A 24,899-nucleotide genomic window follows, 5' to 3' on the forward strand; every position below is an offset into this window, starting at 1 on the left:
GCGCCCGATGGGTGCCTTTCAATGGCCCGCTACAACTCTTAATTTCGATGCGGCGGGGGCTCAGGCTCCCGCCGCACTCGTATTTTGGCAAGGCTTATCGCGCGGATAGCTTGTCCGCGCCGTGATCCTTGCATAACGTCCCGGGCGAACAGCCAGAACGTATGCGGAGACCCCTATGACGGCAGAGATCGACACAGTGCTGGACCGGCGCCGGATGCGCCGCCGTCTCACCCTGTGGCGGACGTTGGCAGTGGTGGGGCTGGTAGCGGCGCTGTTTGCATTCGTGGCGCGGAACGATCAGCTGGGGCAGTTCGGGCCCAAGCAGATCGCGCGGGTCGATATCTCGGGCACGATCACCGAGGATCGCGATCAGTTGAAGCTGCTGAAGCGCATCGCCGATTCCGATAACGCGGCGGCGCTGCTGGTCTATGTGAACAGCCCTGGCGGTACGACCACCGGCGGCGAAGCGCTGTTCGAGGCGCTGCGCGAGGTGGCCAAGAAAAAGCCCGTGGTGGCGCAGTTCGGCACCGTGGCCGCTTCGGCGGGTTATATCGTCGGGCTTGGGGCGGACCATATCGTCACCCGCGCCAACACCATCACCGGCTCGGTCGGCGTGCTGATCCAGTGGCCGGAAGTCAGCCAGATGCTCGACAAGATCGGCGTGAAGTACAACGAGATCAAAAGCGGTGACCTGAAAGCCGTGCCTTCACCCTTCGAGCCGCTGAATGCCGAGGGCGAGAAGGTGACCCGCTCCATGATCGACGAGGGCTTCCACTGGTTCCTGGGTCTCGTCGAGCAGCGCCGGGGCATTAAACCTCAGGACATTCCGGGGCTTACCCAAGGTCGCGTGTTTACCGGTCGCGAGGCGGTACAACTCAAGCTTGCGGATTCCATCGGCGGCGAGGATGAGGCTGTGGCCTGGCTGCGGGCTAACCATAATCTCGCGGAAGACGTGAAAGTTGTTGATTGGAAAACGCAAACCGCATCCGGGCTGGGGCTGTTCAGCTCGCTTGGCGTGGCCGCAGCGAGCTTTTTCAACCACACCTCTTTAGGCCAAATGCTGGCCCAGGACCGCTCCATGGCCGCACTTGGTCTTGACGGGCTGATCTCGGTTTGGCACCCTTCAGAAAAGCAATAAATTCATATGTTTGCGGCGGGGCGTACGATGATAAAGTCGGAATTGATCCATAAGATTGCCAGCACCAATCCTCATCTTTACCACCGGGACGTCGAGCGCATCGTAAAGGTTGTGTTCGATGAAATCGTCGAGGCGCTGTCGCGTGGCGACCGTGTGGAACTGCGCGGTTTTGGCGCCTTCACCGTGAAGCATCGCGCAGCGCGTCAGGGCCGCAATCCGCGCACCGGCAAATCGGTGAACGTGGCCGAAAAATTCGTGCCGTTCTTCAAGACCGGTAAAGAGCTGCGCGATAGGCTGAACAACGGCAAGGAAAGCCACTAGAGCGCGGCTGGCTTGTTTCCATCACGTTCGCGCCCTAGCTTTTTGTAATCTGGACCGACAATGCCTGCTGCCTTTGGCGTCTGCCTGAGTTGAAGCGGCTTTGAGGTTCATCGCTTTTGCGAGGCTGTGCACGTGCTGAGACGGATTGTCTGGCTGCTCATTGCATTTCCTGTCGGCGTGTTTCTGGTCACGCTGGCCGTGGTCAATCGTCATCAGGTCCAGCTTGTGCTGGATCCGTTCAATCCTGAGACGCCGGTGCTGGCATTGTCGATGCCGTTCTACGCGTTTCTATTCATCTCGCTGCTGCTGGGTGTTGTGCTCGGCGGAACTGCGACGTGGCTCAGTCAGTCACGGTGGCGCCGTGATGCCCGCGTGAAGGGACGCGACGCTGCGCGTTGGCACGCTGAGGCCGATCGCCTGTCGCGTGAGCGCGATGCCGCAACGCAGGCCACCAAGGCGTCGAGTTCGCGCCCGCGTCTGGCTGCTGCCGGAAACTAGTTAGCTGCTTGAAAATCGATGATCGGGCAGCGTCGGCAGCGCGATGGAACGCGTGACGACAACGCTGTTGCTTGATCCAATTGCACGCAGGCGTCGCAAATATGTGTGACGGGCGGTCGCTCACCGTGCAGCGATGAGTTTGCGACCTACGATATCGTAGCCGCACGGAAAGCACGGCCGAGGGAAGCCAGCGTGGTTGCGCAAGTGGCGCCAATCTTCCAGCATCGAACTGGTTAGCGCAGCAATTGGTCCAGCAATCTCGCCGCTCCAGTGGCCCGGTGGCACCGAGATTTCAGCGCATGCAGGCAGCGATGGCCTTGTAGGAATTGCCGCCTTGTCCGCTTGCGCCTGTGTGCCACCATGTACAAAAGTGGCCTCGACATAAATCAGCATGGAAGTGCGCGGGCGCCTTGGTTCGATTTAATGCGCAGGCGCAGCGGCATTGCCGCAAAAAGTTGGTCCGGTGACAGTTGAGCGATGACGACTGAAGTCAAAATCTGCGGCATCAACACTGCCGAAGCGATGCAGTCGACGCTCGATGCCGGCGCTGACTATGTCGGGCTGGTGTTTTTCGAGCGTAGCCCGCGCAATGTCGATCTGGCGACGGCACGCATGCTTGCCGACATGGCGCGCGCACGCCTGCAGGTGATCGCGCTGGTCGTCGATGCCGATGATGCGCTGCTTGAAGCCATCGCGCGCGAAGTGGCGCCGCATCTCATTCAGCTGCACGGCAAGGAAACCCCGAAGCGCGCCAACGATGTGCGCCGGCAATTCGGCATCCCGGTGATGAAGGCGGTGAGTGTCGCCGGGCCGGACGATGTGCATGGTGCGCTGGCCTATGATGGTTTCGTTGATCGCCTGCTGTTCGATGCCAAGCCGCGCGCCGATGAACCCGGCGCGTTGCCCGGCGGCAATGGGGTGGCCTTCGACTGGCAGGCACTGGCCGCCGTCGAACGCGATGCCAATGATCTGCTGGCAGATTGCATTCTGGCGGGTGGATTAACGCCTGAAAACGTCGCTGAAGCGGTGCGTTTGACCGGCGTGCGGGCAGTCGATGTTTCCTCGGGCGTCGAAAGCAGCCCCGGCGTGAAAGACGCTGAACGCATCCGCCGCTTTATTAGCGCGGCAAAGACGGCTAATCAGACCCCCTGAAGGTCCGGAGGCTGCCGGGACGATTGGCGGCCGATGGGATGACCACAAAGGATTGAGAATGTCGACGGCGACAGATCAGGCGCAGGACGCCAAGCTCAACACATATCGCGGCGGCCCCGACGAGCGCGGCCACTTCGGCATTTTTGGCGGCCGGTTCGTTGCTGAAACCCTGATGCCGCTGATCCTCGATCTGGAGAAGGCTTACAACGACGCCAAGGCCGATCCGGCGTTCCATGCCGAGCTATCGCATCTCAACACGCACTATTCCGGCCGCCCGAGTCCGCTCTATTACGCTGAGCGCCTGACCGAGCATCTGCGCGGTGTCGCGGCTGCAAACGGCGGTGATGGCGGCGCGAAGATCTATTTCAAGCGTGATGAGCTGAACCACACCGGCAGCCACAAGATCAATAACTGCCTCGGCCAGATCCTGCTGGCGAAGCGCATGGGCAAGACGCGCATCATCGCCGAGACCGGCGCAGGGCAGCATGGCGTTGCCGTCGCCACCGTGTGCGCGCGCTTCGGTTTGCCGTGCGAGATCTTCATGGGCGCAACGGACGTTGAGCGGCAGAAGCCGAACGTCGCGCGCATGCACATGCTGAAGGCGAAGATCAATCCGGTCACCAGCGGCGCCGGTACGCTGAAAGACGCGATGAATGAAGCGCTGCGTGACTGGGTGACCAACGTCGACAACACCTACTACATCATCGGCACCGCGGCTGGTCCGCATCCATACCCGGAACTGGTGCGCGATTTTCAGTCGATCATCGGCAAGGAAGTGCGCGAGCAGATGCAAGCGGCCGAGGGCCGCCTGCCCGACACGCTGGTGGCGTGCATCGGCGGCGGCTCCAACGCGATCGGCCTGTTCCATCCGTTCCTCGATGACGACAGCGTCAAGATTTATGGCGTGGAAGCGGGCGGCCACGGCATCGAGGTCGAGAACGGCCATGCCGCATCGATGACGGGCGGTACGCCCGGCGTTTTGCACGGAAACCGCACCTTCCTGCTGCAGGATAGCGAGGGCCAGATTCTGGAAGGTCATTCCATTTCGGCTGGTCTCGATTATCCAGGCGTCGGACCGGAGCACGCCTGGCTGAAGGATACCGGCCGCGTGAATTATGTGCCTGCCACCGACAGCGAGGCGTTGCAGGCGTTCCAGCTCTGCGCGCAGCTTGAAGGCATTATTCCGGCGCTGGAGCCTTCGCACGCGTTGGCGTTCGTGACCAAGCTTGCTCCGACATTGCCGAAGGACAATCTGCTGGTCATGAACATGTGCGGACGCGGCGACAAGGACGTGTTTGCGGTTGCCGGTTATCTCGGCATTGACATCTGATGAAGGGGAACGGGCGCCGGGCATCGGCTCCGCGGGTTGGCTTCACCATCCTGCTGCCGCTGCTGCCAACGCCCGCTGAGGCATGAGCACACAAACGCGCATCGACCGTCGTTTCGCCGAACTGAAACGTGAGGGCCGTCCCGGTCTCGTCACCTTCATCACAGCGGGTGATCCGGACCTTGAAACCTCCAAGCAGATCCTGTTCGGCCTGCCCGCTGCGGGGGCCGACGTGATCGAGCTTGGCATGCCGTTCTCCGATCCGATGGCGGACGGTCCGGCCATTCAGGCATCGTCACTGCGCGCGCTGAAGGCCGGGCAGAAGATGCGCGACACGCTGGATATGGTCGCCGAGTTCCGCAAGCAGGATCAGGATACGCCGATCGTTCTGATGGGCTATTACAACCCGATCTATGTCTATCCGAACGACAAGTTTCTGGTCGAAGCCAGGGAAGCGGGCGTCGATGGCCTGATCGTTGTCGACCTGCCGCCGGAGACGGACGACGAGCTTTGCATCCCGGCGGCGGAGGCTGGGCTCAATTTCATCCGGCTGGTGACGCCCACCACCGATGAAAAGCGTCTGCCCAAGGTGCTGCAGAATACCTCAGGCTTTCTGTATTATGTCTCGATTACCGGCATCACCGGCACCGCTGCACCGGACGTTAACAAAGTTCACAAGCGCATTGAGCTGATTAAGCAATCGACGGCTCTTCCCGTAGCGGTCGGTTTCGGCGTAAAAAGTGCGGAGCAGGCCAAGGCGCTTGGCGCGGTGGCAGATGCGGTTGTGGTCGGTTCAGCCCTTGTTGGGGCTATTGCCCAAAACCTGAATGAAGATGGCACCTCCACTAGCAAGACGGTGCCTGCTGTTTTAGATTTGGTGGGCTCCCTGGCGGCTGCGCTTAGGGCAGTCTGAGCATATCAAAGGCACGTCGGGGTAATTAGGTTGAAGCGGCTGTTAACCGCTCCAATTGCCGCAGTGCGGCATGGCGCTGAAAAACGCCATATAAGCGGGGCTATCGGTCCGATGGGGGGCCGGGTTCCGAGCCTGAGGAGGCAGCAATTGCCGACCGGTCCGGCCAAGCGTTGAGAGGCCAAGAGCGTGAACTGGATCAATAACGTTGTCCGGCCGAAGATCCGCAGCTTCCTGACGACGAAGCGCGACGTGCCCGACAATCTCTGGATCAAATGCCCCGAGTCCGGGCAGATGGTCTTTTACAAGGACCTGGAGGCAAATCAGTTTGTCGTTCCGGGCTCGGACCATCACATGCGCATGGCATCCGACCTGCGCCTGCAACTGCTGTTCGACGATGGCAGGTTCGAGCAGGTGCCGGTGCCGCAGGTGCCTGTCGATCCGCTGAAATTCCGTGACGGCAAGAAGCGCTACACGGAGCGGCTGCGTGATGCGAAGGCGGATACCAACCTTGAAGACGCCGTCCTTATCGGCGAGGGCAAGCTTGACGGGTTGACCACCGTTGCTGCCGCGCAGGACTTCCGCTTCATGGCGGGTTCGCTTGGCATGGCGGCCGGTGAAGGCGTGATTGCGGGCATGACGCGCGCGCTTGAGAAAAACGCGCCGTTTATCCTGTTCGCGGCGTCGGGTGGCGCGCGAATGCAGGAAGGCATCCTGTCTTTAATGCAGATGCCGCGCACCACCATCGCCGTGCAGCGTCTGCGTGAAGCCAAGCTGCCCTACATCGTGGTGCTGACCGATCCGACGACCGGCGGCGTCACCGCGTCCTATGCGATGCTGGGTGATGTCCACATCGCTGAGCCGGGCGCGCTGATCTGCTTCGCCGGTCCGCGTGTCATTCAGCAGACCATCCGCGAGCAACTGCCGGAAGGCTTCCAGCGCGCCGAGTATCTGCTGGCGCACGGCATGATCGATATGGTCGTGCACCGTCACAAGATGCGCGAGACGCTGAGCCGTCTTTGCCACGTACTGATGGGCGTTGAACCGGCCAAGCACGTCGACAAGACGCGCCTGAACGGCAAAAGCCATACCAACGGCAGCGGCAGCACGATTGAGGCCCACACCGGAACGACGGTTGAGCCGGAAATTCTGGAGCCGGAGCAGCGCTTCGATCCAGCCCGGATCGAGCATCGTGATCCGAGCGTTGCCGACGCTGAGGCGGTTACATCACGCCCTTCACCAACCGACAGGCAGCATTGATGCGCTGCCTGCATCCGAAGCCGGTTTTGCGGTCTGGCTTGCTAAAGCCGGGTCGCACAGGCCTTCGAGTGCTGCCGTCGTTTCAAGATCATAGTTAGCGGCGGGAGAGCCGTATGCCCACGAGCGCAAAGCTCCTCGCCGAACTGAAGCTATTGCATCCGCTGCTGATCGATCTTTCGCTCGGCCGCGTTGAGCGTCTGCTGGGCAAGCTCGGCAATCCGCATCACCGTTTGCCGCCTGTTGTTCACGTTGCGGGCACCAACGGCAAAGGTTCCGTCACCGCATATCTGAAGGCGATACTGGAAGCGGCCGGTGCGCGCGTGCATGTTTATACTTCGCCGCATCTGGTCCGCTTCCACGAGCGTATCGCACTCGCCGGCCCCGATGGCCGTGCAGCGCCGATCGGCGAGGAGCAGCTCGTTGATGTGCTGACGCGCGCGCAGGCGCTTAATGGCGCCGATGATGTTACGCAGTTCGAGATCACCACTGCGGCGGCGTTCCTCGCGTTCGCCGAAAATCCTGCCGACGTCCTGCTGCTCGAAGTTGGGCTTGGCGGCAGGCTCGACGCCACGAACGTGGTCGAGAAGCCGGTGCTCGATGTCATCATGCCGATCTCTCTCGATCACTCCGACAAGCTCGGCTCAACGCTGGCGCAGATCACCGCTGAGAAGGCTGGTATTCTGCGGCCGGGTGTTCCGGCCGTCATCTCGCAGCAGGAGCCTGTTGCAGAGGACGTGATCCGCGCCGTGGCGCTGCGTCAGGGCGCGCCGTTGTCGGTGTGGGGCGAGCATTTCGACGCTTACGAACAGCGCGGCCGTCTGGTTGTGCAGCTTGAGGATCTGCTGCTCGATCTGCCGCTGCCGGCGCTGGTCGGCAGCCATCAGATCACGAATGCTGGCACCGCTGTCGCGGCGGCGCTGCGTCTTGCGGAGGCGCTGCCGCATCTTGGCATTGGCGAGCAGGCGATTGAAAAGGGCCTGTTGAACGTGCGCTGGCCAGCCCGCATGCAACGTCTCGATGCCGGGCCGCTGCCATCGATGCTGGGAGCACACGCGGAGCTCTGGCTCGACGGCGGGCACAATCCGGCGGCGGGCCGCGCTTTGGCGCAAACGCTGGCCGACCTCGAAGAGCGCTCACCCAAGCCGCTGCATCTCGTCGTTGGCATGATGGGCCTGAAGGACGCGGCCAATTTCCTGGCGCCGTTCCGTGGGCTTGCAGCCCATGTGGTGACGGTGCCGATCCCGGGCGCGCATGAGGCGACATTCACGCCGGAAGCGCTGGCCGAAGTTGCGCGCGAGGTTGGGCTTCGGGCTGAGAGCGCCGGAGATGTTATCACTGCACTGAAGCGCACCGATGCCGAGGCGCCAGGCCAGAAACGCATTCTCATTTGCGGTTCGCTTTATCTCGCCGGGCACGTGCTCGGTCTGCAGGAAGGCGTCGAGCCGCAGTCTAATTAGTTGCGCGCGACGACTCCGCTGCGCGGAGCCGGCCGTCGCGCTGGCCGCCTTCGGCGGCAACATTTTAGTTGTGCCTGGCGACTCGCCTTCGGCGAGCCGGCCGCTAGGCACGTGGGCGCGTTGTTGCGCGCAACTTTCGTCAGCCCGACAGAACAGCAGGACAATACATGACGATTGCAGGCGAGGATGAGCTTGAGCGCCTGAAGGAGATTGGCCGCATCGTTGCCAATACGCTGGCGGCGATGGGCGCTGCGATTGAACCCGGCATGACGACGGCAGAGCTGGACGACATCGGCCGCCGCCTGCTGGAGCTTGAGGGTGCGCAATCCGCGCCTGAGCTGTGCTACGGCTTTCCGGGCGCAACATGCATTAGCGTCAACGAAGAGATCGCGCATGGCATTCCGGGCGCGCGGATAATCGCTGCCGGTGATCTGGTGAACATCGACGTTTCGGCGCAGAAAAACGGCCTGTTCGCCGACACGGGCGCATCATTCACGGTGCCGCCGGTTTCAAAGGCAATTGACCGCCTGTGCCGCGATGGCCGCCGCGCTATGTGGACGGGCATTCGCCAGGTTGGCGCCGACAAACCGCTCAGCGGCATCGGCAACGCAATCGGCGAGTTTGCGCGCCGCAACCGCTATACGCTCATTCGCAATCTCGCCAGTCATGGCGTCGGCCATTCGCTGCACGAAGAGCCGGGGGAAATCGCAACCTGGCCGGACAAATCCGAACGGCGCATTATCAACGAAGGCCTCGTGTTCACGGTCGAGCCGTTCCTGTCGATGGGCGGCGAACTGGCCGAAGACGGCGGGCTGGGCGGTGATGAGTGGACGCTTTTCAGCAGCCCGCGTGCACCGACCGTGCAGTACGAACACACCATTGTTGCCACCCGCAACGGCGCGCTTGTGGTGACAATGCCGGGTTAGCGGTAGTCTTTGCCGATGAGCGAACAACTGTTCCTACTTGCCGAAACTGAAACGGCGAGGCAGCTGGCGCAACGGCTGTTTGATGACATCGACGCCCAGCTTCGGCCATTGCTGCCGGTCGAAGCTGAAATTCGTCATATCGGCGCAACCGCCATTCCCGGCTGTTTGACGAAGGGTGATCTGGACGTCGTTATCCGCGTTCCGGTAGCCGACTTTCCATGCGCGGACGCCGTGCTCGCATCGCGATTTGCGCGCAACGGGGGATCAGTCCGAACTGATAGCTTCTCGGCTTTTGAGGATGCGTCGCAACAACCCCACCTCGGTCTGCAGTTGACGGTGATTGGCGGGAATTTCGATTTTTTCCACCAGTTCGCCGAGGCGCTTATCCAGTCGCCCCGGCTCGTCGAAGAATACAGCGCGCTCAAGCGTGCCCACGACAATACTGACATGGAAGTCTACAGGGCTGCGAAGAATGCATTCATCGCGCGCGTTTTGTCAGGGGCATGTTGAACGCAACCGCCGCATCCACCGGATTGCGGCTCAGCATCAAGCCCGATCGACGAAGGTGTCGACGACGCGCTTGCGCTCCCCACTGTCAAACTCGATCGTCAGCTTGTTGCCGTCGACATCGGTAACGGTGCCGAGGCCGAACTTCTGATGCACAACGCGCTCGCCACGCCGATAGCTTGAGCTGTCGCTTGACGATGCAATCAGCTCGCCCTCGATCATCAGCGGCCCGCGCTTGCGGCGTTGATCGGAAGGGCTCCACTTGCGCTTCGCCGATGATGACGAGGACGCAGAACTCTGATCGCGGGTGTGCTGCTGTGCGCGCTGCCAGCCCGGTGTGCCGTAGTGCTTGCCTTCAAACGTCTGCGTCTGCACGTCGTCAAAACGGCTCTGCCCGTAGCCCGACCGGCCGAACGTGCCACCGAAATTCTGGTAAGCATCGCCGAACGGCTTCTTGGTTTCGATGATCTCGACATGATCTTCGGGCAGTTCGTCGACGAAGCGCGACGGCAGCGCCGATTGATAGAGCCCGCGTGTGCGGCGGTTCTGAGTAAACGAAATCTTGGCGAGACGCTTGGCGCGCGTGATGCCGACGTAGGCAAGGCGGCGTTCTTCTTCGAGGCCCGACTGCCCGGTTTCATCCAGCGCGCGCTGATGCGGAAACAGCCCCTCCTCCCAGCCGGGAAGAAAGACATTGTCGAACTCAAGCCCCTTGGCGGCGTGCAGCGTCATGATGGAAATGCGGTCACCATCGCCTGTCTGTTCGGTGTCCATCACCAGCGTGATGTGTTCCAGAAAACCTTCCAGCGTCTCGAACGAGTCCATGAAGCGCACAAGTTCTTTCAGGTTCTCCAGCCGCGTTTGTGCCTGCGGGCTTTTATCGGCCTGCCACATCGCGGTGTAGCCGGACTCATCGAGGATCAGCTCGGCCAGCTCCGTATGCTTGATGTGACCGAGGCGCGAACGCCAGCGATCGAAACTGTGCACGAGATCCGAGAGCGACTTGCGCGCCTTGCCGCCAAGCTCTTCCGTTTCGACGATCATCTTCGCCGCCTGGTACATCGGAATGCCGCGCGCACGCGCCAGCTCGTGCACCCGCTTCACCGAGGTGTCGCCGAGCCCGCGCTTGGGCACATTGACGATGCGCTCGAACTTCAGATCGTTGGTCGGGTTGGCGGTGACTTCCAGATACGCAATCGCGTCCTTGATTTCCTGCCGCTCGTAGAAGCGCGGGCCGCCGATGACACGGTATGGCAGCCCCATGGTGATGAAGCGGTCTTCGAACGCGCGCATCTGGAAAGAAGCGCGGACGAGAATTGCAATCTCGTTGAGCCGCTGACCGTTCTTGTGCATGCGCTCGATGTCGTCACCGATTAAGCGGGCTTCTTCCTCGTCGTCCCAGACCGCTGAGACAGCAACCTTGTTGCCGTCCTCACCATCGGTGAACAGCGTCTTGCCGAGGCGGCCGCGATTGCTGGCGATGAGGCCCGATGCGGCACCCAGAATGTGGCCGGTGGAGCGATAGTTGCGCTCCAGCCGGATGACGTGCGCGCCGGGGAAATCCTTGTCGAAGCGCAGGATGTTGTCCACTTCCGCGCCGCGCCAGCCGTAGATCGACTGATCGTCGTCGCCGACACAGCAGACGTTGGGCGAACTCTTTGCCAGCAGTCGCAGCCACAGATACTGCGCGACGTTGGTGTCCTGATATTCATCGACCAGCAGATAGCGGAAGCGGCGCTGATAATCGGCCAGCACGTCCGGATGGTCCATGAACAGGCGCAGGTTTTCCAGCAGCAGATCGCCGAAATCGCAGGCGTTCAGCTCCTTCAGGCGCTGCTGATAGGCGGCGTAAAGCTTGGTGCCTTTGCCGTCGGCAAAATTATAGGCTTCACCTGCGGGCACTTTATCCGGCGTCAGGCCGCGATTTTTCCAGCCGTCGATCACGCCAGCAAGCTGGCGCGCAGGCCAGCGATCCTTGTCGAGACCTTCGGCTTCAATCACCTGTTTCATCAGGCGAAGCTGGTCGTCCGGATCGAGAATGGTGAAACTGGATTTCAGGCCGACGAGTTCGGCGTGGCGGCGCAGGATCTTCACGCCGATGGAATGGAACGTTCCGAGCCACGGCATGCCTTCCACCGCGCCACCGACGAGGCTGCCGATGCGCTCTTTCATTTCGCGCGCGGCCTTGTTGGTGAAGGTGACGGCAAGAACCTGGCCGGGATAGGCGCGGCCGGTTGCCAGAATGTGTGCGATGCGCGTTGTCAGTACGCGCGTTTTACCGGTGCCTGCACCGGCGAGAACCAGCACCGGACCGTCGAGGCGTTCAACGGCTTCGCGCTGTTCAGGATTAAGCCCATCGAGATAAGGGGTCGGCTCTGCGGGCGGCCGTTGGGAGCTTTGCAGCGCGCGTGCGGAAAGCGACAGCCGCTTGCCGCCGCCATCGCTTGGCGCGTCCGCCCGCTGCGATGGAGCACGATCCGGCTCCGGCTGCGGTCGGGCTTGCGCGCTCGGCGGTGCTGCGGGCAGGTCGAACGGCGGCTCGTCATCGTCGGCCGAAGACGCAGCTACGGTTGCCGTGGACCCGCGCGGTGGCAGATCAAACGGAAGCTCGTCCGCGTCATCCACGGGACCCGCGTTCGCGAAATGTTTTCCTGTATGCGCCATGCATCCGAACTATATCACCCGGCTTGGTGCGGCAACGCCTGTGCGCCCTTCGCCCACACCTGATGTGGGGAGCGGGCACTGCGACGATAAGGTTGTGGGGGATTTGGCCGCTGTGCCGCCTGCCTGCTTGCACCAAATCCGTGCAAACGCCGGATTTTCCATTGGTAAGCGGTGCCGTTTTCCACCAAAGCGGGGCCAGACACAGACATGCCATGCCGAATAGGCTAGTGTATGCCCTAACCGCAGCCGGTGGCCTCCGTGAGATCTGCGCACGAAATGTCACTGGCGAGATATTGAACCCTGGCCTCTCTGCCTGGTAGCCGCCGCCACCAGGAAGTTTTTGCGTTGTCTTTAGGGACGGTCGAATGCCTATCGGGATTCTGAACGGCTAGATGAGCAACGGGCTTCTTTATATCGCGGGGCTGATCTCGCTTGCCCTCGCGGCGCTGTTTGCCGTCCCCTACTTCGTGGACTGGAATGGCTATCGCGGTGTCTTCGAAGAGGAGGCAACGCGTATCCTCGGTCGTGAGGTGCGCGTCGGCGGCAACGTCAATGTCCGCCTGCTGCCGCAGCCCTATGTCAGCTTCGAGAAGTTGCGCATCGCCGACCCCACGGGCGCGACGGGTGAGCCGCTGTTCCGGGCGGAAAGCTTCACCATGCGGCTTTCAGTGCCGCCGCTGCTGAAGGGCATCATTGAAGCCAACGAGGTGGTGCTGGAAAAGCCGGAGCTGCGGCTGGCGGTTGATGCCGAAGGCGCAGGCAACTGGCGCGACTTCAGCATTGCGCCGGGTTCCTTGCCGTTTGTTCCGGCTGGCGTGACGCTGCAGTCGGTGATGGTGAATGACGGCAGCGTTGCGTTGTTCGGGCCGCGCGGCATCAACTTCGCGGATCTCACCGGCATCAATGGCGAATTGAAGGCCGATCTGTTTTCAGGTCCGTTCGGGTTCAAGGGCACGACGCATTGGCGCGAGGGCACGCGCGAGGTGCGTCTCGTAACGGGCGCGACAGAGGCTGACGGCAGCCTGCGATTCAAGGCGACAGTGCGCGACGAAGGTGACCACCTGAGTTCGTACTCTGTCGATGGCCGCATCGATGACATTAAAAACGCGCCGCGGATCAGTGGTGACCTGACGGCAAAGCTGGCGCTTGCATCGGGAGCGCTTGCGCAGGCGAACCGGACGGGCGCTGCTCCGGGCGGCAAAAAGCTGCCGCCCGTTATCGACTTCCGCGCCAAGATTGACGGCAATGCGACCGGCATGCGCGTCGACGATATCGCCATGACGTTCGAGAACGTTGGCCAGCCGCAGCTCATTTCCGGCGCCGCCACCGCGCGCTGGGAAGAGGCTCTCAGCGTCGATATGGGACTGACGTCGCGCTGGCTCGATCTCGACCTGCTGTCCACGACTGACGAAGGCGCCGACAATCCGATCGCGACCGCACGCAATTTCATCGGCGCCGTGATGGCGGCGCTGCCGAAAAACGCTGACAGCAAGGTTACCCTGGATCTGGATCAGGCGAACCTCGGCGGCGAGCCTGTCAGCGGCACACGGCTGGAACTGGCGCGTACGGACGGCGTGCTACATCTGGATCGTCTTCGTGCCAGCCTGCCCGGAGGGACAAAGCTCGCGCTTGATGGTGCGGTTGCGGAGCAGGCCAGCGGCCAGTCGTTCCGCGGTGACGTGACGTTGCACGGCACCAGTCTGGCGCGCTTCCTCGATTGGTCGGCTAAGGGCCGCGCTCTGGCTGAGGCGCTGCGCAATGACGGAGCGTTTTCGCTGCAGGGCCAGCTTGCCATGAGCGATGGCGGCATTCGTCTTACCGAAGCGGGTGTCGAGGTTGCCGGGCGACCGCTAACGGGCGAGTTCCATTTGCTGCGTGGCGAACGCCCGCGTGTGCAGGTGGTGCTGGAAGGCGCTGAAGTGGATGCGGGCTAGTTCTGGCAGGCTGGTATCGGCGCATTCAAGCGCGTGATCAGCCGTAACGGAACTGATGCTGCGGTTGCGCCGGGTGCGGAGAAATTTGCCTGGTTCGATCCGCAGACGATGGATTTTGACGTGCGGCTGCGTGCCGGCCAGTTTCTCGCCGGCGAGCAGAAGCTGCGCAACGTTTCGTTGGACCTTGGCGTTGACGGCGGAAAACTCGCCATTCGCACGTGCCGGTTCGATACCGCCGATGGATTGAAGTTCGATCTTGAGGGCGACGTCCGTGATGCGGCTTCGACACCGCAGGGCGCGCTGCGCTGGGCGATGAAGGTGCCTGCGGCGGCCAGTTATTCTGCGCTGGTTTCGCTGCTGGATCCGCCGCAGGAGTTGCGCGATCAGGCGGCAATTTTCTCGACGCTGGCACCGATGAGCGTGGCCGGCAGCATCGGACTTGGCGCTCGCAATTCCGGTTCAGCTGACATTACCGCCGATGGCGCGGTGCAGGGCACCGGTCGCCTGATCGCTACGGCTATGCTGGATGGTGGCTTGGGTAACTGGCGCGCTGCGCCTGCCGACATCACGCTCACCATCAATTCCAGTCCTGATGTCGCGCGTATTCTGGCCAGCCTCGGCGCGCGCGATCAGGCGCAGCTTCCGGCGTCGGCCACGCCGAAAGCGGGCGAGGTGTTCATCAAGGCAGTCGGCGTACCGACCCAGGCCATGACGGTTTCGGCCTCCGCGCAGGGGCCGCAATTGTTCCTGGGTTATGATGGTCGTGCCGTGTTGCCCGCCACTGGCGGCAGCACCCTTGATGGTGAGTTGCGGTTGTCGGCCCGCGGGCTGGGCGAGGTTATGTCCGTCGCAGGGCTTGGCGGCGGTGTTACGCTCAGTGAGACACCGGTGGTTGGTACGCTGCGGGTCGCTTCCGCAAGCCACGCCACGGAGCTTGATCTGCGCGATATTCGTGTGGGGAACAGCAAAGTCAGCGGAACGCTGGCGCTTGCGTATCCAAGCGAGGGACCGGCCATCGTCACCGGCGAACTGGATGTCGATGCTGCAACCGTTCCCGGGCTTCTCGCTCTAGTGACGGACCATAAGACGATCACGGTTGAGGGCGCGGACACCGCCGAGCCTTTGACGGCAGGGCGGTCAATCTGGCCCGAACGCGCGTTTGATTTTTCGGCGCTCGATGGTGTCGAAGGCAAGCTGGGCGTCGACTTCGGATCGCTGTCGGTGATTGATGGGATGGCGATTGCCAAGGCGCGCGTGGAAATAGCGCTGACGCCGGGCAAGGTTGAAGTGAACAAGCTGCAAGGTCGCTTGCTGGGCGGCGAGCTGACATCGCGTGTGGTGCTGGAAAAGGCCTCTGGTGGCGCTGCGCTTGATGCTGAGGTGAACGTCAGCGATATGCGTATCCGCAAGACCGACAATGCAGAGATGGCCGAGCAGCAGGCCAGCCTTGCACTTGATATCAAGGCGCGCGCTTCGACGCCCGGTACGATGGTGTCGGTGGCAACGGGTGCGGGTGAATTGCGCCTTGGCAATCTGCTGATGCGCGTGCCCACACCGCAGGCAGTCGTCAGCACGGCGCGGGCGGCGCTGGCGGGCGAGGCTGGTGCCAGCGGCGAAGAACTTGCGGAGGCACTGCGGACGGCGTTCACTTCGCGTGAGGTCATGGTGGGGCAGCGCATCATTCCGATTGAAATCGGCGATGGCGCCGCAAAGCTGGCGTCGTTCACCCTCGATTCCGACGCTGGTTCGACCAAGGTGGATACGACTGTCGATCTTGCATCGATGATGTTCGACAGCTCCTGGCTGGTGCAGCCGACCCCGAATGCATTGTCTGGTCAGCCGGCAGAGCCCGCTGTTTCCGCTGACAGCGATGCGGATGCTGGCGATGATAGCGCCGGTCAGCCGTTGGCGGCTCCGGCGCCGACGCCAGCTGCGCGCGTTGCGACGCTGCCGCCGATCAGCGTTGTCTACACCGGCCGCTTGCCGGATGCGTGGACGCCTTCAACGCGCATTGCCCATGAACCGCTGGAGCGTGAACTGGCGATCCGCAAGCTTGAGCTCGATGCCGACCAGCTTGAGCGGCTGCATCAGGCCGACGCCGAGCGTGTGAAGCGTCAGGAAGAGCGTCGCCGCGCGCGTGAGGCGGATGAAGACGAGGCTGCTCCGGTTCCGCTGCCGTCACCGGCTCCAGCGCCAACTGCGGCGCCGCTTGGGTTTGACCGCAGCGGAGCAACATCCGCCAACGGTGCGGCGCCAGCCCTGCCGCCTTCCAGTGCCAGCGCGTTGGGCGTTGTTGTCCCGCAGGTGCCTGGGCAGGAAATCGTTACGTTCGGCGCATCGCCTATCGATCCTGCGGTTGTCGCGCCGACGGAAGCGGGCAGCATTCCCCAACAGCCGGCTGCTACAACCACATCGTCATCTGCTGGTAGCAACGGTAACGGACGTCCACGGCGTCCGGCGGCGCAGAAGCAGATCGGCCCTGCGGAGCAAATCCTGCGCAGCCTGCAGAACTGGTAAGCGGAGGCGCGGGTGGCACGATGCGGCCCCCGCGCGTTGTTCGTTGCGCGGGCGGAAATCCGGATTGCGGCAAGCGATCAATCGCTGTGCGGCAGACCTCGGCTGCGATAGTATTCGAGCACCCAGATGCGCACTGCGCTTGAAAGGCCCGCTTCGCCGCGCGTGGCATCGATGCTCGCGACCAGGCCAGCGAGGGTGCTCGCTTTCTCCGCCGCGATTTCCTGCAAAGCGGTCCAGAAAGCTGCTTCCAGTGAAATAGAGGTGCGGTGTCCCTTGATGGAGAATGAGCGCTTCACCGGGCGCGTCGGAGCCGCGGTGGTTGAAGGTTCGGCGTCGGTATCGCGAGCGTCATCGTGCGCGTGAGTTTCGTCATCGGCGGATGTCGCGGGGGCGTCGATCACTGGCTCGGCCCGTTGGCAGGATCGTCATCGGGCGTCGGCTGTTCGGGCGCAGGAGCATCGCGCTCCGGGCTGTCGTCGGCGTTCGAGCTATTACGCTCCAGTAGCAGGCCGTCCAGCTTGCGGGCTTCCAGTGCATTCGCAGCATCCGTCGCCTGACGTTCCGCCTTTGTGCGGCCGAAAGCGATGCGGTTTTCCTCTGCGCGTGCTTCTGCATCGCGCCGGTTCTTGGCCTTGCGCGCGCGCCGTAGGTTGATGATCTCAGCAGTCACGATGGCCTCCGGCTTTACGGCGGCGGCAATCATTCGATTGCCGCCGGTCGCGTTAACAGGCGCTCATTCGATCAATCCGGCGCCAGCATTTTGCGCGGATCGACGATCTCATCGAACTCGGCATCGGTCACATAGCCGCCGCCGACCGCTTCTTCACGCAGCGTGGTGCCGTTCTTGTGGGCGGTCTTGGCGATCTTGGCCGCCGCGTCGTAGCCGATCTTTGGCGCCAGCGCGGTGACGAGCATCAGCGAACGATCGAGACCGGCCTTGATGTTATCGACGCGCGGCTCGATGCCGACGACACAGTTCTCGGTGAACGAGACCGCGGCGTCAGCCATCAACCGCACCGACTGCAGGAAGTTATAGGCCATCACCGGGTTGAACACGTTCAACTCGAAATGGCCCTGGCTGCCCGCAAACGTAATGGCAGCATTATTGCCGAAGATCTGTACGCAAACCTGCGTCATCGCCTCGCACTGCGTGGGGTTAACCTTGCCCGGCATGATCGACGAACCCGGCTCGTTCTCCGGCAGCGACAGCTCGCCAAGACCGGAGCGCGGGCCGGAGCCAAGGAAGCGGATGTCGTTGGCGATCTTGAACAGCGACGCGGCCAGCGTGTTGATGGCGCCGTGGCAGATCGACCATCGCATCGTGCGCCGCCAGCGCTTCAAACTTGTTCGGTGCCGCTAGTGAACGGCGAGGCCGGTGATGGCGGCGACGCGTTCAGCCACCTTTTCCGCAAAGCCCGCCAGGTGCATTGAGGCCGGTGCCGACAGCCGTGCCGCCCTGCGCCAGCTCCATCAGTGACGGCAGCGTCGACTCATCACGCTTGATGCGCGTTTGGCCACCTGCTGCGGTATAGCCGGAGAACTCCTGACCCAGCGTCAGCGGCGTTGCATCTTGCGTATGGGTGCGGCCGATCTTGACGATATCGTTCCAGGCATTGGCCTTGTCGTTGCAGGGCGTTGCAGCAGACTGCTGCGAGCGCCGGCAGCAGTCGGTGCGCGATCTCCTCGGCGCACGCGATGTGCATGGCGGTCGGGAACGTATCGTTCGACGACTGGCTCATGTTGACGTGATCGTTCGGGTGCACGGGCTTCTTGCGAGCCCTGCTCGCCGCCGATGCATCTCGATGGCGCGGTTCGAAATCACCTCATTCGCGTTCATGTTCGACTGCGTGCCCGAGCCGGTCTGCCAGACCACGAGCGGGAAATGATCGTCGAGCTTGCCCTCGATCACTTCCTGCGCCGCCTTCACGACCGCGTCGCCGATGGTCTGATCGAGGCGGCCAAGCGCCATGTTGGTTTCCGCAGCGGCGCGCTTGACGATGCCCAGGGCGCGCACGATCGGCAGCGGCTGCTTCTCCCAGCCGATCTTGAAGTTGCCCAGCGAGCGTTGTGCCTGTGCGCCCCAATAGCGGTCTGCGGCAACTTCGATGGGGCCGAAGGTGTCGGTTTCGGTGCGGGTCTTTTTGTCTTGCGTGCTCATGCGAGGTGCCCCAATTGCGGAAAAATCTGAGGCATGCCGCTTATCACAGCAGCAGCTATTTCACCAAGGTGGCCGCTTGGGTGACACCTGCGCCGCCGCCTCGGTGATAAAATCTCAGGATAAACGTTCTGGCTCAATGCGAAGGCAGCGAATGTCTCTTCATGCGGCAGTCACAACCGGGGCATACAGGCAAAAGGCTCGTTGCTGTTGTCAGCGCTCCGGACATCGACATGCGGCGGTTGCTGTGGGTCGCCGCCGTCGAGCCTGAGGGCAATCGCGACGTCAGGCCGCATCGCTGCGCAATCTCCGCCGGTTAGTGCAGGGACACGTTGGGCAATGGCACAGCGATCGGAATGGGATTAGTTAACTGGCGGTCGCCCGCAAGACGGCGCAGCAGATCGGGTCAGTCACGCCATGTCGCGCGTTGCGCCATGCGTCGGAATGTGAACGACAGCCGGTGTGCGTGATTGGCTGAGTTGAGTCTAATATTCAGGTGATCTTGTCCAAGCGAAGGGAGGCGAGGGGAGTTTGGCCAATGAGCGGCCAGCGGTCCTCGCGGTGGGATAGATGAACATTTGCATGATCGGCGCCGGCTACGTTGGGCTTGTGTCCGCGGCCTGTTTTTCCGAATTCGGCTGGAACGTGACCTGCGTCGACAAGGACCCGCAGCGGCTTGAAGAGTTGAACGCCGGTAAGTCGCCGATCTATGAGCCTGGTCTCGATGATCTCCTGCAGCGGAACATGCAGGCGGGACGTCTGCGCTTCACCAATGAGCTGGGCCCGGCAGCAAAGGCGGCGGATGTTATCCTGCTTGCCGTAGGCACGCCGATGCGCCGTGGCGATGGCTACGCTGATCTCTCTTATGTGTATGCGGCAGTGGAAGAGCTTGCGCCGCACATTGAGGGCTTCACCGTTATCGTCACCAAGTCCACGGTGCCGGTGGGCACCAGTCGCGAGATCGAAGATCGCTTGCGTGCCGCGCGCCCGGATGCCGAGTTTGCCGTTTGCTCCAACCCGGAATTTCTGCGCGAAGGTTCGGCCATCGGCGATTTCATGCATCCCGACCGCGTCCTTGTCGGCGTCGATGATGACCGTGGCCGCGCTGTGATGAACCGGCTTTATAAGCCGCTGGCCCTGCGCAATGCGCCGGTGATGTTCGTCGGCCGCGAGTCGGCTGAGCTGGCGAAGTATGCGGCCAATGCCTTCCTGGCGATGAAGATCAGCTTCATTAACGAAATCGCCGATCTGTGCGAGGTCGTGGGCGCTGGCGTGCAGGAGGTTGCCTCCGCCATCGGTAAGGATCGCCGCATTGGCGACAAGTTCCTGCATCCGGGGCCGGGCTATGGCGGTTCGTGCTTCCCCAAGGATGTGTCGGCGCTGATCCGCACCGCGCGGGAGAACAAGTCGCCAGTCAGCATCATCGAGCAGGTGCAGCGCGTGAATGACGAGCGCAAGATCGCCATGGCGCACCGCATTGAGGCGGCGGCGGGCGGTTCGGTGCGCGGGCTCACCGTCGGGCTGCTTGGCGTCACCTTCAAGCCAAATACCGATGACATGCGCGATGCGCCGAGCCTCACCATCGTGCCGATGCTGCAGGAACGGGGCGCAACGGTGCGGGTGGTTGATCCGCAAGGCCGCAAGCAGGCCGACCCGCTGTTGCCCGGTGTGATCTGGTGCGACAGCGCGCTTGAGGTGGCTGAGGGCGCCGACGTTCTGGTGACGGTGACGGAATGGAACGAGTTCCGCGGGCTTGATCTCGCTGCGGCCAAGGCCCGGATGCGGGGCGACGTGCTGGTTGACCTGCGCAACGTATTCTCGGCCGAGCTCGCCCATGCGGCGGGCCTGCGTTACACGGCGGTGGGGCGCAAGCCGGATGAGAGCGATCTGGCTCCGGCGCGTGCGGCGCTGCGCGCGGTTTGATGCGTTAAGGCTGTAACGGCTACCAAAATTCAGGCCGCGCCCCGGATAGGGACGCGGCCTTTTTCATTGGCGGATTGCACTGTTCAATATGCGGGGTTGGGCGTTCTGCACTGCTGCAGGTCAGCGCCGGACCCTGCTTGTGCTCGGCTTTCGCGCTGCAGAAGTGGAGCGCCGCCCTCGCGACAGGCGGGCCAGCATTCGCGCCGCAATGGACCGTCGAAGCATGATCCGGCGGGAAGAAACGAGACGATTAACACCAACCGGAGCGGCGCATCCCGGCGAGTTCTGTGCGGTTTCCACCTGCCGCGCGTCCGCAATCAAAGGGCGAGCGCCTGGCGTTTGATCTGGAGAGAGATGGTAAAGCGGCGCGCCTGTTGAAGGCGGCTGTGTGCGCGGCGCTGGGGGCCAGAGCGAACATGGTTGCGTTGAAGATGGAACCGGCGAAAGCGTCGAAGCTGCAACGTCGGCGCTGAAAGCAGGCCGCACGGTTCAGGTTTGTTAGCAGTGCGGCTGTTTCGTTGCGTCGCGTTGGAGTGACGATAACGAACTGTTGCTCGCCTGCGTGCATGACGTCGTCTTGCCATTGAGAGCGCGCGTGCAAATGGTGGTTCAGCTGCTTGGGGCATACGGTGCCTCATCTTACTGCTGATGTTGTAGCGGGAATTTTTTTGTTCGTCGATGTTTGCGTGCGTGAACGGTGCATCAATCGTGCGCAACTGTTCTGAGATGCACATCTCGATGCACGTCGCAGCGTGATGCGATACGTTGCTGATGGCGTCGTTGATCGCGTTCTGCGCTACGCATCGGTGATGTGCGAGGCGGCGTGCATCGCGGTGTTGCGTGAAGCATCGCGCACTTCGAAACACGCGCCGCAGCACCCGCGCGATCACGCATCAGTACGGCGCAATACTTCGCCAGCGCGTACATCGATGCCCGGTTTTGCAGTGAAATAGGGCGTTGCAGCGCTTGTCGGCTGGGGGATGAGCGCATCGCGTCGCGTCGAGATGCCGATCGATAAAATTGTTCGGGTGCTGGCCGCGTCTCGCTCATGAACAGGGGTGTGCCGGTCCAGTTCACGGGGCGTGCACATGGATGCGGCGTGCTTCGGTCCGTGCATATCGATATGCGCAATGGCGTCACCGTGCAGATAATTCCCGCGCCCAAGTATCCGTCGCGGCCACGCGATCTTGTTCCTGAATGAACGACGACGCATCGCATCCGCAGGCGGCATTCAGCTTCGGATGAGTGTCGTGCGGCTCGCCGCAAAGCTGGGGACGATCGCCCGCATGCGGTGCCACTCACGGTTAATGCGGCTCGATCTGGCGAGCCTGATGGTCACGCGGGCGGGCGGAAATTGCGGTGCGGCGGAATGTTGATTGGTCGCTGTAGGGCGCTGTTATGCGTCACGCACCCAGTTCAGCGCCGCGATGCGAGGATCGGCGGCGAATGTATCGCGCGGAAACTCAAGCGCTCCGACGGAGCTTCGCACAGCGCCAGCACCCCATGGGCGCTGAACCGCATGCGCCATGTCTCTTGATCGACAGGGGCCGACTTGCCGAACGCTGCACAGTTGAGAATGGCCACGTTGCAGCCCTTGCTCGGGTCGCGTGCGGAGAGGTAGCGGATGGCCGCAGCTCCGGCCGCGCGGGCTGCGTCGGCAAATGCCTGACAGCCAGTGTAGTCGGTCAGATCGGTCCAGACGTGGAAATCGGACGCCAGCGGCAGCCGTGATAAATCCAGCAGCCGGTCGGATGCGATCTCAACACCGAACGCGGTGTGTTCCGATGGATTATGTGGTCGGGCCGTATCCGGAGGAACAACTTAAGCTCCTCCCGCCCGCAGGGCAGACGCTGCTGCGTTGCCCGGGCGGGAAGATCGGCCAGGCAAAGAAAGGGCACAGGCAAGCGCCAGCCGCCGGTTGCGTCGGTGCAACCGGATGGCGGAGGCGCGGGACTAAAGAGAATGGGCCGGGAGAGGCAGGGGAGAAGCGAAGGATAGAGGAGAGGGCGCCGTTCCGCGCCCTTCTCACTTACTTCTTTCGGAAGGCGTCGAGGCTGACGATCTGGGCGCCACTGCCGTTTCCGGTTGAAGCGGCGGCAGGCGTGTCAGCCGTCTTGCTCTCATCATCCTTGATGGAGACCGATTCAAACATCGGCGCACCCTTCAGCTCCGGCTGCGAGGATGTGGTCGCGGCTGGGGCCGGTTGCTCGGTGCTGCCGGGAACCTCAGGCTTGGAACCGGTGGAGGCAGACTTGCGCGGCACCCGTGGCTTCTTGGGGGCGGTTGAGCGCAATGTTGCGGTCCGGCCGCCGTTGGCCCGCTCGTCGGGGTTGCCTGCCAGACGGGGGGTGAAGGCGTCGTCCTGGTCGAGTTCAGGCTCGCCGCCATCGGGGCCATCGAACTGCATGCCGTAGCGCACGCTCGGGTCGAAGAAGACGCGAATGGCGCTGAAGGGCACGACGAGCCGCTCTGGAATACCGTCGAAGGTGAGCTTCACCTCAAAGCCCGCTTCGGAGACCAGCAGATCCCAGAAGCGATGCTGAAGTACGATTGTCATCTCCGCGGGGTATTTGTCCCGCAGCCGTTTCGACAGCACGACGCCCGAGGCGGTGGTGTCGAAGGAGATATAGAAATGGTGATCACCCGGCAGGCCGGTTTTGGCCGCCTGGGCAAGGACCGTCCGCACGACGCCACGCATGGCATCCTGGGTTAAGGTCTCGTAGTCGATCGTTGGCTCAGCCGCCATCGGTCTCGCTGTCAGTCCCCGGCTAACGCACCCCCGGCCGTATCCTATAAAGGCTGGCACGGCGCGAGTTATTGAATGGAGGGCTTCTGTTGCCCGGTGCCCTCCGGACCGCGCCTTACCCGGCTAAGGGCAAGGACTTAGTTTAGGCATTTCGCGCCGCATTACGCAGCGAGAGCAGCCTCAGCATAGTTGTCATTTGCAACTATTCTGAACGGCCCGATAACGGCGGAACCATGCCGAGCAAAAGCTAAGCCCTTTACACCTTCGTCGATCCTAGTTCGCCCCCATGGTTCCCTGCCGATAGCGGCCATTTTCCCTTGCGGGAGACAGTCGCACAGTGCGGCAGGGAGAAATTGGTGGAGGCGCCGGGTACCGCCCCCGGGTCCGAACGGCTTATTTCGACCGCGTTTATCGCCATAGCTGGACGAATCCAGCATTGTGAATATAGAGCCAGACGCGCCAGAAAAAAAGCCTGCTTCATCCGCGCAGTCTGCGGATATGACAAGGCTGTATCTTCGCAAGCAATTGGTAAGCATGCGGGCGCCGATCAAAGGCCGACAACGGCGCATGATGTTCAAAGTATCGACCGGGGGACGGGAAGCTGACAGTTCCATCTGAAAACACCGATCCACATGCGCCCGCAGCTGCATCGGGCCCAGCCTACGTTCCGCGCACCGGATGGCCGGCGTGGTTGGTGTTGCCGGCAGCGGGCGTCATCTTTGGCATCGCTGCGCTGTTTGCAGGGGTGGTTTACGTTGTTGCCGATCAGGTATTCGGCGAGGGCACCGGTCACTTTGGTTCACCGGAATTCGGGCTGGCGCTGCAGCTCATATTGCTGCAGGTCGGCGTTATCGTGCTGACGATTGTAGCCGCAGGCTTCTTCGGATCGGATCGGTGGGAGGTGCTGGCCCTGCGTAAGCCGCGCGGTGGCTGGCGCGTGATGTGGCTGGCGCTCATTCCGATGTTCGCGGTCACCGGCATCTGGACCGCGCTGATCATGTGGCTGGCGCCGGACGTGCTGATCGGCGACCTGCGCATCTTCAAGGAATTGCTGGAGAGCGACGCGGCGCTGCTGGCGTTTATAGCCATTGCCATTGGCGCCCCGCTCTCAGAGGAACTGATGTTCCGCGGCTTCCTTTATTCCGGCCTGGCGAAATCCCTGCTCGGCCTGATCGGCACCGGCATCCTCACCGCCCTGCTGTGGACGGCGCTGCATGTCGGCTATTCGGTCTTCGGCCTCATCGAGGTGCTGGTGATCGGCTTCTATTTCTCGTGGCTGCTGGTGCGCACGGGCAGCGCCTGGGTCACGATTTTCTGCCATGCCGTCTATAACGCCGTGATCGCGGTGGCGCTCTATTTCGTGACTCTGCCGCCTGCGGTTCAGGCGGGATGAGACCAAATATCCGTGCATGTGGCATTGGGAGGAGTGGAGCAGTGACTGCGTTGCCCCGGAATCGACCTATA

Annotated in this window: 20 protein-coding genes, 1 other RNA gene and 1 pseudogene; 14 read left to right on the top strand and 8 right to left on the bottom strand. The window is 62.5% G+C overall.

Translation table 11 applies throughout. From position 1 onward, the window contains the following. Positions 1–175 precede the first annotated feature (175 nt). From sppA to QEZ49_RS16735, 10 genes are all read left to right on the top strand, one after another. Positions 176–1,138, top strand: coding sequence for a signal peptide peptidase SppA (gene sppA, locus QEZ49_RS16690; RefSeq protein WP_280388473.1), 963 nt, complete (start codon positions 176–178; stop codon positions 1,136–1,138). Between the two features lie 27 nt (positions 1,139–1,165). Beyond that, positions 1,166–1,459, top strand: coding sequence for an integration host factor subunit beta (ihfB, locus tag QEZ49_RS16695; protein WP_280388474.1), 294 nt, complete (start codon positions 1,166–1,168; stop codon positions 1,457–1,459). Between the two features lie 132 nt (positions 1,460–1,591). Then, positions 1,592–1,957, top strand: a complete 366-nt coding sequence (locus QEZ49_RS16700) for a hypothetical protein (RefSeq protein ID WP_280388475.1) — start codon at positions 1,592–1,594, stop codon at positions 1,955–1,957. 477 nt (positions 1,958–2,434) lie between these two features. Then, positions 2,435–3,109, top strand: coding sequence for a phosphoribosylanthranilate isomerase (locus QEZ49_RS16705; RefSeq protein WP_280388476.1), 675 nt, complete (start codon positions 2,435–2,437; stop codon positions 3,107–3,109). A gap of 58 nt (positions 3,110–3,167) precedes the next feature. Next, positions 3,168–4,439: a tryptophan synthase subunit beta gene (trpB, locus tag QEZ49_RS16710; protein ID WP_068460669.1), complete on the top strand. Its 1,272-nt coding sequence runs from the start codon at positions 3,168–3,170 to the stop codon at positions 4,437–4,439. Between the two features lie 82 nt (positions 4,440–4,521). Next, positions 4,522–5,349 (top strand): tryptophan synthase subunit alpha, encoded by an 828-nt coding sequence (trpA, locus tag QEZ49_RS16715; protein ID WP_280388477.1) that lies wholly within the window; start codon positions 4,522–4,524, stop codon positions 5,347–5,349. Between the two features lie 186 nt (positions 5,350–5,535). Beyond that, positions 5,536–6,606, top strand: a complete 1,071-nt coding sequence (gene accD / locus QEZ49_RS16720) for an acetyl-CoA carboxylase, carboxyltransferase subunit beta (RefSeq protein ID WP_280388478.1) — start codon at positions 5,536–5,538, stop codon at positions 6,604–6,606. Positions 6,607–6,719: 113 nt separating this feature from the next. After that, the gene (locus QEZ49_RS16725; RefSeq protein WP_280388479.1) at positions 6,720–8,063 is read left to right on the top strand and encodes a folylpolyglutamate synthase/dihydrofolate synthase family protein; all 1,344 of its coding nucleotides are present in this window, start codon (positions 6,720–6,722) and stop codon (positions 8,061–8,063) included. Between the two features lie 167 nt (positions 8,064–8,230). Further along, the gene (gene map, locus QEZ49_RS16730) at positions 8,231–8,989 is read left to right on the top strand and encodes a type I methionyl aminopeptidase (RefSeq protein ID WP_280388480.1); all 759 of its coding nucleotides are present in this window, start codon (positions 8,231–8,233) and stop codon (positions 8,987–8,989) included. A gap of 15 nt (positions 8,990–9,004) precedes the next feature. After that, positions 9,005–9,499, top strand: a complete 495-nt coding sequence (locus tag QEZ49_RS16735; protein ID WP_280388583.1) for a GrpB family protein — start codon at positions 9,005–9,007, stop codon at positions 9,497–9,499. Between the two features lie 36 nt (positions 9,500–9,535). Here QEZ49_RS16735 and QEZ49_RS16740 read toward each other — a convergent pair whose 3' ends face one another. Then, on the bottom strand, positions 9,536–11,920 hold the full coding sequence (locus tag QEZ49_RS16740) for a UvrD-helicase domain-containing protein (protein WP_280388584.1): 2,385 nt from the start codon (positions 11,918–11,920) through the stop codon (positions 9,536–9,538). Between the two features lie 632 nt (positions 11,921–12,552). Between QEZ49_RS16740 and QEZ49_RS16745 the strand changes: the two genes are divergently transcribed. After that, on the top strand, positions 12,553–14,094 hold the full coding sequence (locus tag QEZ49_RS16745) for an AsmA family protein (protein ID WP_280388481.1): 1,542 nt from the start codon (positions 12,553–12,555) through the stop codon (positions 14,092–14,094). 33 nt (positions 14,095–14,127) lie between these two features. Continuing rightward, on the top strand, positions 14,128–16,611 hold the full coding sequence (locus QEZ49_RS16750) for an AsmA-like C-terminal region-containing protein (protein WP_280388482.1): 2,484 nt from the start codon (positions 14,128–14,130) through the stop codon (positions 16,609–16,611). 77 nt (positions 16,612–16,688) lie between these two features. Here QEZ49_RS16750 and QEZ49_RS16755 read toward each other — a convergent pair whose 3' ends face one another. The 3 genes and pseudogenes from QEZ49_RS16755 to fumC form a co-directional block, all read right to left on the bottom strand. Further along, positions 16,689–17,012, bottom strand: coding sequence for a ribbon-helix-helix domain-containing protein (locus QEZ49_RS16755; protein ID WP_348534825.1), 324 nt, complete (start codon positions 17,010–17,012; stop codon positions 16,689–16,691). Further along, complete coding sequence (locus tag QEZ49_RS16760; RefSeq protein ID WP_280388483.1) at positions 17,009–17,314, bottom strand: DUF4169 family protein; 306 nt, start codon at positions 17,312–17,314, stop codon at positions 17,009–17,011. Before QEZ49_RS16760 ends, QEZ49_RS16755 begins: the two co-directional genes overlap by 4 nt. A 38-nt stretch (positions 17,315–17,352) precedes the next feature. Continuing rightward, a pseudogene (gene fumC / locus QEZ49_RS16765) lies at positions 17,353–18,769 on the bottom strand (class II fumarate hydratase). A 567-nt stretch (positions 18,770–19,336) separates the two neighbouring features. Between fumC and QEZ49_RS16770 the strand changes: the two are divergent. Then, a complete protein-coding gene (locus QEZ49_RS16770; RefSeq protein ID WP_280388484.1) occupies positions 19,337–20,689 on the top strand; it encodes a UDP-glucose/GDP-mannose dehydrogenase family protein in 1,353 nt (450 codons plus the stop codon). Positions 20,690–21,006: 317 nt separating this feature from the next. Here QEZ49_RS16770 and QEZ49_RS16775 read toward each other — a convergent pair whose 3' ends face one another. From QEZ49_RS16775 to ssrA, 4 genes are all read right to left on the bottom strand, one after another. Then, complete coding sequence (locus tag QEZ49_RS16775) at positions 21,007–21,579, bottom strand: hypothetical protein (RefSeq protein ID WP_280388485.1); 573 nt, start codon at positions 21,577–21,579, stop codon at positions 21,007–21,009. Between the two features lie 506 nt (positions 21,580–22,085). Then, positions 22,086–22,217, bottom strand: a complete 132-nt coding sequence (locus QEZ49_RS16780) for a hypothetical protein (RefSeq protein ID WP_280388486.1) — start codon at positions 22,215–22,217, stop codon at positions 22,086–22,088. Between the two features lie 501 nt (positions 22,218–22,718). Continuing rightward, a complete protein-coding gene (locus QEZ49_RS16785) occupies positions 22,719–23,435 on the bottom strand; it encodes a ClpXP protease specificity-enhancing factor SspB (protein ID WP_280388487.1) in 717 nt (238 codons plus the stop codon). Between the two features lie 74 nt (positions 23,436–23,509). Beyond that, positions 23,510–23,909, bottom strand: a transfer-messenger RNA (tmRNA) gene (gene ssrA / locus QEZ49_RS16790). 220 nt (positions 23,910–24,129) lie between these two features. On the opposite strand from ssrA, the gene QEZ49_RS16795 reads away from it, so the two are divergent. Beyond that, positions 24,130–24,828: a type II CAAX endopeptidase family protein gene (locus QEZ49_RS16795; RefSeq protein WP_280388488.1), complete on the top strand. Its 699-nt coding sequence runs from the start codon at positions 24,130–24,132 to the stop codon at positions 24,826–24,828. Positions 24,829–24,899: the final 71 nt, after the last annotated feature.

Origin of the sequence: Hyphomicrobium sp. D-2, from assembly GCF_029872155.1 — a bacterium.
Lineage (GTDB): Bacteria > Pseudomonadota > Alphaproteobacteria > Rhizobiales > Hyphomicrobiaceae > Hyphomicrobium_A.